The organism is Ignavibacteria bacterium (genome assembly GCA_015709655.1).
Taxonomy (GTDB): Bacteria; Bacteroidota; Ignavibacteria; order Kapaibacteriales; family Kapaibacteriaceae; genus OLB6.
This window is the reverse complement of the sequence record CP054181.1, coordinates 1349220-1365977: the sequence shown is the minus strand read 5'-3', so window position 1 is coordinate 1365977 and position 16758 is coordinate 1349220. Positions and strand designations below refer to the sequence as shown.

Here is a 16758-nt window from a genome sequence, read left to right as displayed (position 1 = left end):
GTGACCATGATCTTCATTAACAGATTTATACATCAGCTTGTGCTGGTAGCAATCCTGATGTGCAGTTTTTCCACATTAGCTCTGGCACAACCAAAATATAAGTGGATTAAAACCATTACCGGTCCAACGTTTGACGAAGCATTTTCACTGGCACTTGGTATAGATGGTCATGCCCACATTGCAGGTACCTTCTCCGACTCGGTTCGTGTAGATACTACACTCATGCTGGGGATTGGTAATTATGACGGCTTTACTGCGCGGTTTGATACCAGCGGCAAAGCTGTTGATTTTGATACCTACGGCGGGTACAGCCTCGACGAAGTCTCGTGCATTGTTGCTGACAATAAAGGAAATTACTATGTAGCCGGGGCGTTCGAAGACCAGGCAATGGTTGGCGGACAAATGATAGAGGCTCTTGAACCGTTCGATGTTGACATGTTTATTGCCAAGTTCGATAGAAGCGGCATCCTTTTGTGGGTGAAAGTGTTCGGTGCCCCGGGATACTCGGAGCCATCTCCGTTTATTGCTGTTGACTCCCTTGGCATGGTGTACCTGGCAGGGGGCTTTGGTAAAACTGCAAAGTTTGATACCAAGCAGATTAGCTCGGCTGGGAATACTGACATCTTTGTGTGTAAACTCTCTGCAAATGGCGACGTTGTTTGGGTGCGCAGCGCCGGCAGCGGTCAGTCCGATATGGCCTTGTCTGTGGGTGTTAGTCCAAATGGCGACCGCGTATATGCAACGGGATACTTTAACGGTACCGTAAACTTTCCGGTTGGACATTCCCTGGTTGCTCTGTTAAATGAACAGGACTTTTTTGTTTGGGCACTAACAGCAAATGGCGAAACACAGTGGGCCAAGAAAATTGGTACCCAACGGAAGGATAAAGTCATTAGCGGCTTTGCTGATTCCGAAGGACGCTTCCTGACTACCGGCGCTATGTTCGGAAAAACCACCTTCGATACCCAGATGTTATCTGCTAACAGCGACTTGTATGAAGATGCGTTCGTATGCAGATTTACAAAAAATGGTGATATTGATTTAGTCCGTAATTATGGCGGAGAACTAACTGAAACCGGTAGGGCGATTTATGCCGACAGCAGAGGAGCAATGTACGTTGTTGGCACATTTGACAGTACTGCGGTTCTGGGCGGTACCACAGTGACCACTCATGGCGGCGATGATATCTTTTTTATGCGTCTGTGGCCTAATGGCGACGTAGAGTGGGTGAAGTCCGCTGGAGGTCCTTACGATGACCTTGGCACCGGCATCCGTGCAAATCAAAAAGGTGAGGTTGTTGTAGCGGGCTACTTTGACACACGCGCTACGTTCGACGCACAAACAGTAGAAGGCGGTAAGTTTACCGACTCATTTGTTGCTCATACCAAGTGCGGGCCAAACACGGCTTTAAACACCAAGACCAGTTCAATTGTGCTGTGTATGCTCACCGACTCTACAATTCAGGCACCACAAGGTTATCCCACCTACAGGTGGTATGTGAACGGCACAATTCGGCCTACCCCGATACCTTCCAAATTTCAGCTTGCTGAACTTGCAGAAGGCGAATACACGGTGTACGTGGAAATCACCGATACCTATAACTGCATTGGTTTTTCAGATACACTGCACATAACAATAACGCCGGCACTTCCGGAACCCGTTATTTCGCGTCAGGATCAACAACTCACCTGCTCGATTCAGGATGTTTACTACCAGTGGTTTAAAAATGGGAAGGCCATAAGCGGCGCAGTTGAGCAAAGTACTGCCATTACGGGCGACGGGTACTATCGCGTCTTGATATCAAATGATGATGGCTGCCGCCGCTGGTCAGACAACTTTATCGTAGGCCCTGCAGATGTATCGGCAGACATTACAAGTCCGGTTACTGTTTATCCCAACCCATTTACATCTCACATCGTTATCGAAGGCGCACCGGAAGCAACCATCGTTGTTGTTGATGCACTGGGGAGAGAGGTTCAGCGTACCACATCGACAGGAAATACGTTTACGATGCCATTGAATGGTGCTGCAGGGACGTATACCGTAATCGTAAAAACAGGTACCGGCATTCAGTCCGTGCAAGTTCAGAAATTTTAAGAAACAGGAACTGTTAAGGGGCTTGGGTACGTGCTCAAGCCCCTTTTCTATTTCTTATGATATTGAGCGTTGTATTCCGGAAGTTCGGTTCGTTGCCAGCCCCGGGTTTTCATTCGCTTGTCAAGCTGGTCTCTGGCATCATCGAGTGATATCCCCGCTGACTGTGCAAAGACTTTTGCGTCAACATAATTGTGCTGAACTAACTGAGCAGCAATTTCAGTTTCGATTCTGGAATATACAGCCTTGCGTTTTACCAGCCCGATAACCAGAAACACCGTTGTTAACGTCACGAAACACAGTCCCAGGATTAAGTTGCCCTTCCATGTATCACTGCCACCCACAACCGAACCAATGGTGAGGACCAGACTGAACACGGCAAACATCATTAAAAGGCCGGAACAAAGTAGGAGTATTCTGTAAGCCATAGGTACGCAAATTACGAGATGTATTTTTGATCATCGAGTCGATAAGGTGCATTGTCATTAGAGGGGGGTGAAGCAGACGTTGCGGTTTGTACCACCTGCCTGAGTGTAAAATGCGTAAACCATAGTTTGCCCTAATAAGGAATAGCCATGAGCAACCGGATTGAAAAACTGAGAGAACTAAAAAACGAAGCCCTTCTTGGAGGAGGCGAGAAACGCATAGCACAGCAGCATGCAAAGGGCAAGCTTACAGCCAGAGAACGTCTGTCGGTACTGTTAGACGATGGATCATTTAAGGAATTCGATATGCTGGCACGTCACCGGAGCTCTCGCTTTGGTCTTGACAAGCAACGTCCACTCGGCGATGGCGTAGTTACCGGTGTTGGCACCATTGACGGCAGGCATGTGTGTGTGTTTTCGCAGGACTTCACGGTTTTTGGAGGATCACTCAGCGAGGTTCATGCCGAAAAAATCTGCAAGGTGATGGACCACGCAATGAAGATTGGGGCGCCAATTATCGGATTGAATGATTCCGGTGGTGCTCGAATTCAGGAGGGTGTAGTAAGCCTTGGAGGTTATGCCGACATATTTCTGCGCAATACACTGGCCAGCGGTGTGGTGCCACAGATAAGCGTGGTTCTCGGACCCTGTGCCGGCGGCGCTGTGTACTCGCCGGCACTTACGGACTTTGTGTTTATGGTGAAGGGCAGCAGCTACATGTTTGTGACCGGACCCGAAGTTGTAAAAACCGTTACTCACGAAGATGTGTCGTTCGAAGAACTTGGAGGTGCCGAAACCCATGCTTCGCGAAGTGGTGTAGCCCACTTTGCAATGGACGACGAAGTGCAGTGTCTGCTTGCAGTACGTAAGCTTGTTCGCTACCTGCCGTCAAGCAATCGAGTGAATCCACCACACTTACCAACCACCGACGTACCCGACAGAACATGTAAGAAGCTGGAAACAATCATTCCGGAAAATCCTAATCATCCTTACGATATTAAGGACGTGATTCGCGAAGTGGTTGATGAGCGGGATTTTTTTGAAGTTCACGAAGAATTTGCTTCGAACCTGGTTGTTGGCTTTGCAACACTCGATAGTATACCCGTTGGCATTGTTGCCAATCAGCCGGCATCTCTTGCCGGCGTTCTTGATATTTCCAGCTCCGTAAAAGGTGCACGCTTTGTTCGGTTCTGTGATGCGTTTAACATTCCGCTGGTAACCTTCGAGGATGTACCCGGCTTTCTTCCCGGAACTGACCAGGAATGGGGAGGTATCATACGCCACGGAGCAAAACTGCTGTATGCCTATTGCGAGGCAACCGTTCCCAAGCTGACTGTTATTACGCGTAAAGCATACGGCGGCGCTTATGATGTGATGAGTTCACGGCATATTCGTGGCGACTATAATGTTGCATGGCCAACAGCCGAAATCGCCGTAATGGGAGCGAAAGGGGCTGTTGAAATACTATACAAGGACAGGAAAAAGGCAAACGGTAGCGATTCGGTTGCTCCTACACCCGAACAAATCGAAAAACGAACCCAGCAGCTCATCGACGAGTATAATAAAGAATTTGCCAATCCGTACGAGGCTGCAGAACGCGGCTACGTGGATGACGTGATTGAACCCGCAGAAACTCGAAGAGAGCTGATTACGGCATTGAGGCGGCTGGCAACAAAGGTGGATAGTAATCCCGCAAAGAAGCATGGAACAATACCGCTGTAGGGGTATGCAGGTGTTGGTACTAAGAGTGGACAGATACGGCTCTTTAATTACCAACCAGCACAACAAGCTGAATGTCGTACTTTGGATGGTAGCCAATGGCAACGCCAATTTTGGTGTACTGAGACGCCAGTACTGATTTTCTGTGACCTCTGTCGGGTGTTCCTTCGTCAACAAGGAACGATGCTAGCATCAGAGCAGTACTCAAATGTCCGTACGTAATTGCTTCTGACAAATCCCGATACAATCCATACCGTGCCACTCTGGTACCTGGATTTGATCCACTGCTTCCGATATGGCCCAAAATACCGGTAGCCGCCGCATCGGCTACATGGTCAGCCGCCGCCTTCATTAATGCAGAGTCAACGGTAAGTGGGAGAAGGGGGCTCTGTTTTGCCAGGATCGTTTTAATCTCACTGACGGCTTTATTGAGTTTTTTAATGCTGGGTGTGAACGACTGAACCTGGACTCGGTATTCCTCGATGCGCGGCAGATACGATGCAGGATCTGCACGCAGTGCATTCAGCTCTTTCACGAACGAACCTGCCAGCGAGTCGTATGACAGTTGTTGTGCCGATGCAGGCAACGCCCACATCAACCATGCCGCAAAAAAGGAGAATATGCGGGTTATTCGAGGTCCCATTGAATAATACGCTCGCAATATTTAATCAGATCGGCGGCTTCTTCAACGTTCAGGCGCTCCCGAAGCTCAGTTCCAAGGCTTGTTATATCGGCATGCATCGCATTGAGCAGCTCAATACCTTTTGGGGTGATAAAGGTTAGAGACAGTCGGCGATCCTCGGTAGTACGGGCCCTGCATACAAGGCCAACTTTTTCCAACCGGTTTATTAACCGTGTAACATCCGGAGCTCGTTGCAACATCCTTGCAATGATCTCAGAACGCGGATGTCCATTTGGATACGAACCCCGCAAGATTCTAAGAACGTTATACTGAGGGTGCGTAATGGAATACTGTTCACAGATTTGCTGCAGCTTCCTGTTTAACACGTCGGCAGCCACCAGTAGACTAAGGAGCGCTTCCTGATGCTCGGAATCGAATCCTTTCTGCTTTAACCGGTTACGGAGAATTTCACCCATAGACAAAATTACTCAGAGCTGAATTGATTGGGTCAGAAACATCATAAACACAATACGAACTCGTATGGACAACCCCGCGTGGTCGCCCGCGCGAATCCGTAGGGGCGGATGGCATCCGTCCACCGCGAAACAACATAAAAAAAATACGAAACCGTAGGGGCAACCCCGCGTGGTCGCCCGCACGAAACAACATAAATAACGATAATACCGTAGGGGCGGCCCCATGCGGCCACCCTGCCGCACATGGTTGGCCTGTACGGAACATCATAAAAAACAATACAAAATCGGCGAGATTGTCTATTGCGGGTGCACGGCCGTGCGCCCTGACGTTCTGACCATTAAAAGTTTTAATAAATCTTATGATTCTGTCTCCCCTCCCTAAAGCCCGAAGGGGTTTGGGGAGGGGGCCGGGGGTGGGGCCGGGGTGTGTCACATTTTCTGTCTTTCTCCCACTATATCTGAAAGCAATTGCTCCGGAATTCCTAAGGTAGTTTACGTAGGCTGCGCAACGCAGCCGACCAGCCGAGCTGTGTAGGTAGGTGGTGATGCAAGATGGCGGCGGTGGGGGAGGGGCCCGAAGGGACGTAAACCGTCCGCATGGAATGTTGACGTGATTCTACCGCGTTGAACGTGATGTATAACCGTAGGGGCGACCCTGCGTGGTCGCCCAACACGTATCCCATAAGGGGAGGATGGCATCCGTCCGCACGAAACACCATAAACAACCATAAAAACCATATCCTCCCCCTCCCTAAACGCGCATGCGCGTTTGGGGATGGGGCCGGGGGGTGGGGCCGGGGCGGGTAGCGTTTCAGTACAACTATGTTCTAAAAATATAAATTGTCCAAATGGAACATTCTGAGGGATATTTTTGTCATATTTGCTGGTGCCTGCACGGTCATGGCAGTGATTCAGCAGACACTTCCATACGCTTTTTTAGAAACCTCAGGTGACGACATGAAAAGTCCTGATACTTCCATTGCCCGGTATTACCGGGCCTTACAGGCAGTAATTACTGCCGCAATTTGCATGGTAACTATTGCTCTGCCCTCTTCCGTGCTGCGCAGCCAGATGCAAGAAGATACTCTGGAGCAACTCTGGTATAAAATGTCCACGGATTGGGATTGGGGAGAGATTCACGATTGTGTTATTGGAGGGGACCCGCCGATGATGGTGGCGGCATGTCACGGCGGAACAAAGGCCAGGGAGCCACGTTTGGTTGAACTGAACATTGAAACCGGTGAGGGCATCCGTAGTGTGATTTCTGAAGCCGGCAATGTTATGAGTATGTCGTTTGCCCGCAATGCCAACATGGTGGCTACCGCCTCCCCGGGGCGTATTACGGTATGGCGGTGGCCGGAGATGGAGCGTACCGTATCAATACAAACGACTACGGATGATGATTTTTGGTGGCATATGACGTCAGCCGTGCTCAACGGATCGGGCACCCGGGTGTATGATGCCGGCACGGGTATTCTCTGGGACACGCACACCGGTGATACGGTGTGGAGGTATCGGAATGCAGCCTCGAGAGCAGGTGCGACAAAGGAGGATAATGGCTTTGCGGTCTTCAGTGCCGACGACCGTTATCTGCTGGTTCCTAAGTTAAATTATCTCCCCCCGGATGGCCGTTTTGGTGGCCGAAGTTGGACTACCGCTGTTCTGTTGGATGCAGCTACCGGCAGTGTAGTGGACGGCCCTTACGGTGGCGGTAGTGGAGACGACTGGATCAGCTGCATGGCACTGTCCGACGATGCGCGCTATATCGCTTTGGGCCGGAAATATGAGGACACTGAAGGCTCTATTGTTGTCTATGACAGGGTAGCAAACAAAAAAGTACTCAACGTCAGTGACTTACAAAGGTACAGCCCTCTACGACTGGCCCTGCTTCCTGATGGTAAGGGACTCTTAGTGAGGACGTACCGTGGCGTAGTGGATTACTACCGGGCGTGGGACCGACAACCCATTAAACGGTACGCCTTCCCTGCAGGGAAAAAATTCTCCCCTGACTGGCGATATGCCTATGAAAGTACTTTGTCCAGAATTTTCGTTACCCGCCTTCACCTTGACGCTGTCTCTGTTGACGGCAAAATAGAGGGTGGCGGAAGCATTTTATACCCTAATCCCGCCGATGGCGCGGTGACGATTACCGGCCTCAGTGATGGAGCGGTAACGTGCAGAGTTGCTGACAGTGCGGGGCAGCTTGTACTTCAGCAGCCTGCCCTGGTCAGCGGTGGCCGGTGCCGTCTTGTCCTGAGCGGCCGGCTTTCTGCCGGTGCCTATATGCTGCAGTTGCAGCGAGATGCGACCATCGTGTTTTCATCACCACTTGTGCTGAGGTAGGGAGCCGATGCGGTATGAAACACCTGGTAATCGCTGCCGTCCTGCTCGCTGCCGGCATCACCGGCATGAGTGCGCAGAAGTATGAGGCTCCGCAGCTACCACTCGATTCGCTAGGGTGGAACAATTCTGTTGCGGATGCAGATTCGGTACTGGCATTTACTGAGCGCCCGTTTCTCTTTGGCTGGAACTGGGGCAGTACCGATAGCAATGTTTCACACACCCTGGGCATGAATGTCTGGCACATCCAGGATCCGTTTATGTGGGACAGCGTCGCCCCAAAAGAATTCGGAGATACGCGTGTTGCGGGTCAGTTGCTGGTTGCGAGTATCAGTGGGGTTTCTGAAGCAGCACCGTATAAAGACACTCTAAGTGAACGCACACGATATCGGATGCCCAGTGAGAGTATTGCCATGGAGTGGCAGCCATGGCTGCAGAAGCAGGCGGATACGTTTGCCCTTCTTCCCGACGATTCTACCGGTGGCGTATGGGGGTTCCACCAGCGCGATGACTCCGGCACTGTTGTTTATGATACTGCAGACGGCTGCTACCGCTACCGCCTGGAAACATCAAAGTTTACAGGGCAGACGCTCGTACTTTCGGATGTGGAATGCAGCGACGGCTTTACGCGGTGGGAGACAGAAGCCCATCCGCATTTCACGACGGATACTCTCTACCTTGCAATCACCCTGCAGCGTAATGATGCTTCACCTGATACACCGGAGAATTTAGATAATCCGGTGCTGCGCCTGCGTGTTCCGAAGTGGTGGAAATGGCAGTGTAGTCCCGACAGCTCACTATCGAAGTTTAGGGCACTGCCAGACACGACCGGAGCTATCGAAACGGTGTATTCAACCTTTGATGGCTCCTACCGCGGTCAGCGTATTAATGCGGATACGACCTCTACCGGTCCAACGGAGATGGTTATCACCCGCCGCATGATACCGCCCATTAATAGTAGTGATAAAAATATCACCGTCTATGGAATGTTGGTCTTTGACCTGAAAGTGGACACAAACCACATCCCTGCCGACGATAATCCTGATATCTGGCGAAATCCACGTTTTGTAAGGAATCAACGGGACAACGACAATAGGACCTGTATTGGCAGGGTGAGTGTTGACGTGACATTTTGTGATGAGCTGGGTGTGGATATTAAATGGGTGCGCCTTGAGAGCGGCAGCGGACGCGAGCTGTTCTGGGGAGGCTTTGATAAGCAGATCTGTGACAGCGTTGCCGGCTTTATGGCGCGGCTTCGTCAGTATAACCACGATTCAGTCGCCGTCCCCGGTGAGCAGCCACGGCTGTGGCGCGTTTACGGGCGCGATGAAATATCACCAATGCACTGGAAGGCCTTCCGCTACATAAACCGGCTGCTGCATGACCGCGTGACGACGGAGTGGTATGTCCCTGACATGAGCAAGGCACGCCACTGCCTGCGCCTGAAAGAATACTGGAGCGGTGAAACGGTAGCGTTGATTAACAATGCACCATCACCTCTGATACGTCACGGGGTATTAAATAACAATACAAATCTGGATTCTCTTTATCTGTATGCCGGTTTCAAGAAAGGCCGTGATGACTGGCGGGACTTCGAAACAAGATTGGAGCATTGGAGTAAGAGCTGCGGAAATGTAACTAACAGGAATTACAGCAATAAGCCATTGCCCCTTCCAAATGATTCAATTGATTTTTATTGCGACTCCTATGAAACCGGAGTATTGGGTTATGTAGAGCAGGCTCTCAAAATTGGCTATGCAAATCATCCGCAGCTACTGTTCGATACCACGATTACGCGGTATGATAACGTATGGGAGTATTCCTCATTCAGAGGTTTACGGAAGAATGTTGGTGACAGTCTGGTGTTGCGCCTTGATAAGACAACCAATGCACGGGTCAAGTCAGCTGAGGAGATACGCCTTCAAAACTGGCTGCCGCTGATCCTGGGTTCCAAGGGACTGTTCCACTACCACGGTCAAACCGGCGCCCTTCCGGAAGATGTGAATGATTCAAAGTGGGGTGATATACCAAAAGCAGGAAAAGCAAATACAATAGGAGCCGATGTCGGTATGGTACACCAGTACCCGGCATGCCTTGATGTTGCGGCTCTTGGTGATGCCCGCATCGACAATGATTCGCTGGGTACGGATTATCTTCAAGACGGAGACAGTTCGCATTATGACAAGTATTTGCCGCATGGCATAGACACGACGGCCTTAGCAATGAATGCCATGGCGGCCAACCCGCCGGGCGTACCGCTGTTCCGTAAAACGATGCGTCAGGTGGTACGTGAAGTGCAGCGCAGTATCCAACCGTTTACCGACTCGCTTTTGCAGATGCGATTGGTAGCGTGGCGCGGTCAGGGCTTCCGGCACTATTTTCTGGGAGATACAGCAGCCTACAAGCTCTGGCTGCACGGCGACAGTGCGCATCAGCGCGTATGCATTCCTGCCGAACAGGATGTGGGCACTGCGATACCACGCCCGCGCACGGAGCCGTACGACAGTACGTTTTATGATATTACAATTCATTCTATTGGTACTGCTCCGATTGACCAGGTATGCGTTATTGGCGTTCTAAACCGGCGTACGGACCCGCGTTACGACACCACCTTCGGTCAGGATTATGTTTACACGTACGATGAACTGAAATCCCGTGTACGCAGCAACCCGCCGGATCTCTATAAACAATACGGTGCGCGGCGGCTGCGCCTGCCATTCCACTATCAGGGGATGTCCGCACAGGCACGGAATCTGCGCGTACAGGAGCTGCGATTTGCCGATACCACAATGATGAACATGCAGCCGCCGATAGATACGATCATCGGCCGCGATGTTGCCTTGGATATAGATTTTCTCCCTGGTGAAGGAAAATTCTTCCGTGTTTCTACAGTCCCCGCTTCGAGTCAGCAGGGAACAGGTTTTCTGGCACACTCCAACCAACGAAAGATCGTAGCATTTCCGGTAATAGACTCGTTCATTACTGCAGTCGACACTACGTATGGCGATACGGTACGCACATGGCGGCAGATGGTTCCGGGCGATACAATGCGCTACCACCGTGTATTTCACCGCAGGCGTGATTCTGCTGAGACAGGAGCGCTAACGGTATGGTATCAGCGCAGTCAGCCGCTGGTGCTGAGTGATACGCTGCCAGCCTCACCGGCGTTACCAGCGTTTGATGCGTCGGTCATCGAATGGGAGCCCCCTGTCAACGTAAGCAGCCGTATCATGTATGCACCACCTGATGTTTTCCCTAAGATTCCCCAGATCATGGATCTCAGCTGCGGTTTCCCCGCCCTGGTTGTTCGTGTTGATACTCTTGAAGGCAACGTCTCAAAAGTCTATATCGTCTTTGCTTGTGAGTATAAGCCGGCTGATACGGTCAACGGCCGTGTTCTTGTGTGTGAAACCGTTCTGCCTGCCGACGTTCCGCACCAACAGCAAGTTGACTTTGTCGCAGGAGATTATGCTGTGAAGCTCGATGAGATGCGTTTTTATCCTATTTATCCACCGGTAACTCCTGGTAATGTTCTTGAGCATTGGGGAACGCCCATGATTAACGCCTCGCAGTCGGGGAACTACTACTGCTGGTCTAATTCTGAACTCAGTCAAATTGGTGTGGGCTTTAAGCAACCGCATATGCGCGAGTTTTTACCAGGGCAGACCGAGTACCTACGTGTTACACCTGGCGAGTACGTAGCCACACATCCATCGATGAATTCATATTCGCGCCTTCACATTGGCGAGGACGACGCCGGACTGATATGGCAGGAAGGTCCAAATCCGGTCAACGGACACGATATCTACTATACTCGTCTTAAACATTATCCCAATAATCAGATCTATCACCAGCTGAGTGCTGATGATCCCCCTGTTTTTCAAGATCCGGGCATGATAGTTCTGGATGATAATAGCGTTGCCCGCGTCTGTGGTCCTCAAGTGCCATATAATGATTTAAATTACATTGCAACGCACAGTTACCCGGTGTTGTACCGCCAGATGTCAGACTGGAATCTCACACCGTCGTCGGGGAAATACTATGATATAGGCTTGATTAACTATAAAGCTGAGCGGGCTTATTGGCAATCAACACTAACGGGTAACGGCAGAACCGTCATTTCACGCCGCATGTTCGATGTGGCGGAATGGAGTAGCAGCGTGAATGGTGGTATTGATACACTGGGTTCAAAACCCGTATTCATCATTTTTTCTACTTCTTTTAATCTGCGTGGTCCTGATGTTGCACAGGGTGAGCAGTGGTGGCAATGGGGCTCGGATCCGGGATATAATGCGTGGGACTATGATGACTCCACATCGGTGTTAGAATTCTGGTCGGACACCTCGACAACAGATCATTTTCCCAAACTCTGGTCGATGACAATGAGCTGGCATCTATACGGTGCCAGTGGGAACCATAACCTAGAACATCTGGTTTCCGTCGACTCGGTACGGGTACTTCGCGATAATGGCCTGTATCCGCACCTGGCAGCACGCTATTCGATGATCGGCCGTAACAATCGTGGCTGGCAGCGAAACCGCCGGATCTTTAACAGTCTTGATAATAATCCGTTGTGGAGTAATTACCAGCGTGCCCCGATAATAACCACCTCATCGGAACACTTCTACAAAGGCTATCGGGAAGACAGCATTCGTGTGGTGCAGCACGTGGGCTTCCGCAGTGATAAGGGATATGCTCTGACGGCTCCGATCTATCTGCCGGACTTAGACCGCTGGATACCGCTGAAGCCGTGGGGCAGTACAGAGAATAACGAGCCTGCCGAATTCTCCAGCGCCTGGCTGCAACTGTCCAATGTTACCAGCATCGGGTTAGAGACCAGAGCTCTTGGTTCCGAGACGGAAGCCCGTCTCTGGGTGCAGCGCCGTGGTGAAGCCGAGGCAACGGATCTTAACGCAGTAGCCGTAAACCAAGATGGTGCCGTGTGGCACAATGATGCCACGCTGCTGGCAGAGCAGGGCCAGTGGTACCGCTTTTTCATCACGCCTGACAATCCTGCCACGCATGCGGTCGAAGACACCGAACTCCGACTGGCCGGCACCAAGAGTGCTCAAAAAAGTACCGGTAATGCTACGGTCATTGACCTGCGTACCATGAAGCACTACAAAGCTCAGCCGGCAAGCCTTACCGTATATCCCAATCCGGTGGCCGGCAATCTTACGGTCGTTGTCCGGTCAGAGCACGAAGCTACCGGACCCCTTCTGCACATCATCGATCCGCTTGGCAGAGTCTTAACACGCCTGCCGTGTCAGAGCACAGATGTTATCACTGTTAACGTTTCCAGCTGGCCGGCAGGTACCTACAACGCTATACTCACTGCTGCTGACGAGACCTTCAGTACATCACAATTTACCGTTATGCATTAGACTTCCACCGTCGCGACAGAGTGGAGCAGGGGCGGATGGCGTCCGTCCTTGCATAACCTCCACACACGCATAACCGTAGGGGCGACTCCGCGTGGTCATCCAGCACGATAAATCATAAACACCGATACGAAACCGTATGGCCATGTCACACTTGCCCGAGATTGCCCACTATATCTGAAAGCAATTGCTCCGGAATTCCTAAGGTAGTTTACGTAGGCTGCGCAGCGCAGCCGACCAGCCGAGCTGTGTAGGTAGGTGGTGATGCACGATGGTGGTGGAGGTGGGGGTGCCAAAGGGCCGTAGTCCGTCCGTTCGGGATTTATAGCGTGGTTCGGTTGCGCAGGTGGGTTGTGGTAACCTGTAATGTGGACGAGAAACCGTGTATGGGCAACCCCATGTAGTCGCCCACGCGAATCACCGTTGAACACAACGCATAACCGTAGGGCCGTCCTCTGGTGGGTTCGACGGCACTCAGCCACCCTACGGGCGGCTGAGTGCCCGTAGGGCAGCGATCACTTCATCCAGATCGCCTTCGATGATTTGCTCAAGTGGATAGTTTTTGTGTTCGCCTTCAAGGCGGTGATCTGTGACCCGATTTTGCGGATAATTATACGTCCTGATTTTTTCGGACCTGTCGCCGCTTCTTACCATGTCTTTTCTCGACCCTGCAATCGAGCTTTGCTGTTTTTCGAGTTCCATTTCGTACAGGCGTGCGCGGAGAACCTTCATGGCTTTGTCTTTGTTTTTTAGCTGTGACCGTTCGTCCTGACACTGTACCACAATGCCGGTAGGATTATGAACGATACGTACTGCGGTTTCAACTTTGTTTACGTTTTGACCGCCTTTCCCACCGGAACGGAAGATATCAATCCGTAGATCGGCTTCATTAATCTGCACATCAACATCTTCGGCTTCCGGCAGTACGGCAACAGTAGCGGCACTTGTATGGATACGTCCCTGGGCCTCGGTTTCGGGAACACGTTGAACGCGGTGAACGCCACTCTCGGTTTTAAGTTTCCCATAAGCATCATCGCCATTTACATCGAGGATAATTTCTTTAAAGCCCCCTTTTTCTGCCTCTGTAAAGTCGATAATGCCAACCTGCCACCCCTGTTGTTCCGCGTAGCGCGTGTACATCCGGTATAAGTCGCCGGCAAACAACGCTGCTTCATCGCCTCCGGTTCCGGCACGGATTTCCATGATGCAGTTTTTCATATCGTTGGGATCGCGAGGCACAAGCAGAACCAGCAGATGTTGTTCCTGGCGTTCAAGATCGGCTTCCAGAATACGGACTTCTTCGTGGGCAAGGTCACGCAGATCTTTATCAAGCGACGTATCGTTAACCATCGTTTCGGCCTCATGGAGTCTGGTCGCAGTGGCAAGGTATAAGCGTGCTGCCTCGGCTGTTGGTGTTAAAGCCTTGTAACTTCGTGAAACATCACGAAGAGACCTTGGGTTGTTCACCACCTCCGGGTCGTTGAGTGACTGCTCCAGGGCAGCGTATTCATCGAGGATCTCGTGTAATCTTTTTTCCACAGCGATTAGAGCTTTACTAGACTAAATCACGAAAATATCGCATGTTGCAGTTCGTTGCCGTGCCTTTGCAGTTCATGAACAATAATCTACACCAAAAACAGACGAGGGTCAACCGCTATCCGGCGTTGCTGGCAGCGGTACTTGCTGTTGTGCTGACGGGATGTATGCAGGAAGATCCAAACATCCTTAACCCGCCGGCGGGTGCATCCGAAAGTGTGGTCCGCCTTTTAAACCTAGTGCCCGACGGAAAACCACGAAAGCTGGTTATGGAGCAGGGGTACCAAACGGCAAGCACATTACCTGGTTCTGTTAGTGCCGCAGTTACAGCACCTACAGACTCCGGCTATATCGAGATTGTCAGTGATGCAGGGACGGAATATAAAAGTCAACACAGGATACGTTTTGTTCGTAACAGCACCTACGACGTACTGGTATTATCGAAAGCAAATGGAAATCCAGGCTTCGACACTGTAATTGTAAGCAACGCAAACAAAGTTCTTACTACTGTACCAACTTCACAGCTTCGCGTTATTAATGCATTCCCCGACAGCAACGCTGTAGCCGACGTTCGCCTGGGGTGTTTGAATGGCGTTCCAATCTCAAGTCAGCCACTGCCTTATCGCGGAGTTTCGCTCTATAGGGAAGTTGCACCGGGCACCGTAGTTATCAGTGCGCAGACGATGCGTGCCGGAACACTCAGTTCAATGGGTACATTCGAGGTTAAGCTCGATGAACGGACACCATACTCGCTAATTCTATACCAGACTGAGGCAGGTGGCGAACCTCAACTCATGCTGATTAATGAAGATGACCATACAGCCACACCCACACGTAACGTACAACCGGTAACCGAACGTAGCGCTTTCGTGAGACTCTGCAACCTTACCGGTCAGCTAGCATCGGCCGAGCTTTCGCAGCTTGGTGCACCCGTGGCAGCCAACATCCCCGCGCATACCATAGCCCCGTACATCTCGGTTCCCTCGTGTGTGCATACCAATGCTGATGTGATCACTCTTACTTTGGCTAATGGACTGTCTGATACCGACAGTACAGCCATCGAGATCCAGAAAAACTATACTCTTATAGCAATAGAAAAAGATAACGGTGTTGAACAAATTATTGTACCGCCCCTGCCCGTGTTGTATCAGACTGACGGTCAGGCAATATTGAGGGTGGTTAACGGCGTTCCCGGTTCAGGCAGAATTACAGTAAGCAGCGGAGCCCGGACAAGCTCTTCAAACGTATCAAACGTAAGCTCGGGCGTAACCCTGGCAACGAACATTGGCTTTACCGAAATTACTCAGCCCGTTGTGCTGGCACCTGGCGTTCTGCCACTGACTGTTACAACTGCATCAACGCCTACAACGATATTAAATATCGGTAAAACCACCATTGAACCTGGTAAATCATATACCATGGTGATCACTCAACGTCCAGACGCTACCCTGGAAGTCTTCATGTTTTCAGACGATCAGGCTGAGGGAAGCCTTAGCCCCTTACCCAATGCGGCATTCTTACGTTTCGTTAATGCCGTCCCCGCCAGCACGCCGGCAATTACCACTATTGGCTCAATGGTAGAAAACGGTGCCGTGTTTTTTAGAAATTCACTTGCCACAAGTGTCGATGCTGGCCAGGTGAGGATATCGGCCGGAGGTGCATCACATACGGTTGCAACATCTACACCCATGCGGACGCTGGTTGTGTACGCACCCCGTGGAGATCAGGGGACGTTGTTTTCGGTTACCAGTCCTCCGTTGCGGCAAATCGCGCGGCAGAGTGACCGCAGGACAATTAACGCTACCGCCGATGTTGATTTTATCACGGTGACGTATGACACGCTGTACTCACAGTATCCCGATAGTTCGTACAAAATCATGGCCAACATTCCCTTTGGTGAAACATCCGACGTGTATGTGTTAAGTAGTGATCGCCGCGGCTCGATGTATTTTTACGACTCACAATCGCGCAAACTGTTATTCACATTGCCGATTAACATTGGTCCTATGGGAAACAGTTATTCGATGATTGTTGCCGGCAGGAAGGAAATAGGCTACGAAGTAATTGTTTTGCAGGAGTTCTAGTACCGTACCCAGCGTAACTTTGTCTGAATAAATGCGGATTCTTTCCCCTTACCTCATCATTTGGTTTCTGGTTTGCTGCTT

General features: G+C 50.9%; 9 protein-coding genes. 5 read left to right on the top strand and 4 right to left on the bottom strand.

Annotated features, from left to right (window positions below):
* Positions 1 to 6 precede the first annotated feature (6 nt).
* Positions 7 to 2097 (top strand): T9SS type A sorting domain-containing protein, encoded by a 2091-nt coding sequence (locus tag HRU79_05440; GenBank protein ID QOJ26120.1) that lies wholly within the window; start codon positions 7 to 9, stop codon positions 2095 to 2097.
* A gap of 47 nt (positions 2098 to 2144) precedes the next feature.
* Here HRU79_05440 and HRU79_05435 read toward each other — a convergent pair whose 3' ends face one another.
* A complete protein-coding gene (locus HRU79_05435) occupies positions 2145 to 2522 on the bottom strand; it encodes a hypothetical protein (protein ID QOJ26119.1) in 378 nt (125 codons plus the stop codon).
* Between the two features lie 147 nt (positions 2523 to 2669).
* Between HRU79_05435 and HRU79_05430 the strand changes: the two genes are divergently transcribed.
* Positions 2670 to 4241, top strand: coding sequence for an acyl-CoA carboxylase subunit beta (locus HRU79_05430; GenBank protein ID QOJ26118.1), 1572 nt, complete (start codon positions 2670 to 2672; stop codon positions 4239 to 4241).
* Positions 4242 to 4284: 43 nt separating this feature from the next.
* Here the strand turns inward: HRU79_05430 and HRU79_05425 are convergent, their stop codons facing one another.
* Both HRU79_05425 and HRU79_05420 read right to left on the bottom strand, forming a co-directional pair.
* A complete protein-coding gene (locus HRU79_05425; protein ID QOJ26117.1) occupies positions 4285 to 4881 on the bottom strand; it encodes a CAP domain-containing protein in 597 nt (198 codons plus the stop codon).
* Entirely contained in the window at positions 4866 to 5336 is a 471-nt protein-coding gene (locus HRU79_05420) for a MarR family transcriptional regulator (protein QOJ26116.1), read from the bottom strand. The genes HRU79_05425 and HRU79_05420 overlap by 16 nt, the downstream gene beginning before the upstream one ends.
* A gap of 900 nt (positions 5337 to 6236) precedes the next feature.
* On the opposite strand from HRU79_05420, the gene HRU79_05415 reads away from it, so the two are divergent.
* Positions 6237 to 7679: a hypothetical protein gene (locus tag HRU79_05415; protein QOJ26115.1), complete on the top strand. Its 1443-nt coding sequence runs from the start codon at positions 6237 to 6239 to the stop codon at positions 7677 to 7679.
* Positions 7680 to 7693: 14 nt separating this feature from the next.
* Positions 7694 to 13060 carry a T9SS type A sorting domain-containing protein gene (locus HRU79_05410; GenBank protein ID QOJ26114.1) on the top strand — a complete coding sequence of 1789 codons (5367 nt, stop codon included), beginning with the start codon at positions 7694 to 7696 and terminating at the stop codon, positions 13058 to 13060.
* 480 nt (positions 13061 to 13540) lie between these two features.
* Here the strand turns inward: HRU79_05410 and prfA are convergent, their stop codons facing one another.
* The gene (gene prfA, locus HRU79_05405) at positions 13541 to 14602 is read right to left on the bottom strand and encodes a peptide chain release factor 1 (protein ID QOJ27277.1); all 1062 of its coding nucleotides are present in this window, start codon (positions 14600 to 14602) and stop codon (positions 13541 to 13543) included.
* Between the two features lie 68 nt (positions 14603 to 14670).
* On the opposite strand from prfA, the gene HRU79_05400 reads away from it, so the two are divergent.
* Complete coding sequence (locus HRU79_05400; protein QOJ26113.1) at positions 14671 to 16677, top strand: DUF4397 domain-containing protein; 2007 nt, start codon at positions 14671 to 14673, stop codon at positions 16675 to 16677.
* Positions 16678 to 16758 lie beyond the last annotated feature (81 nt).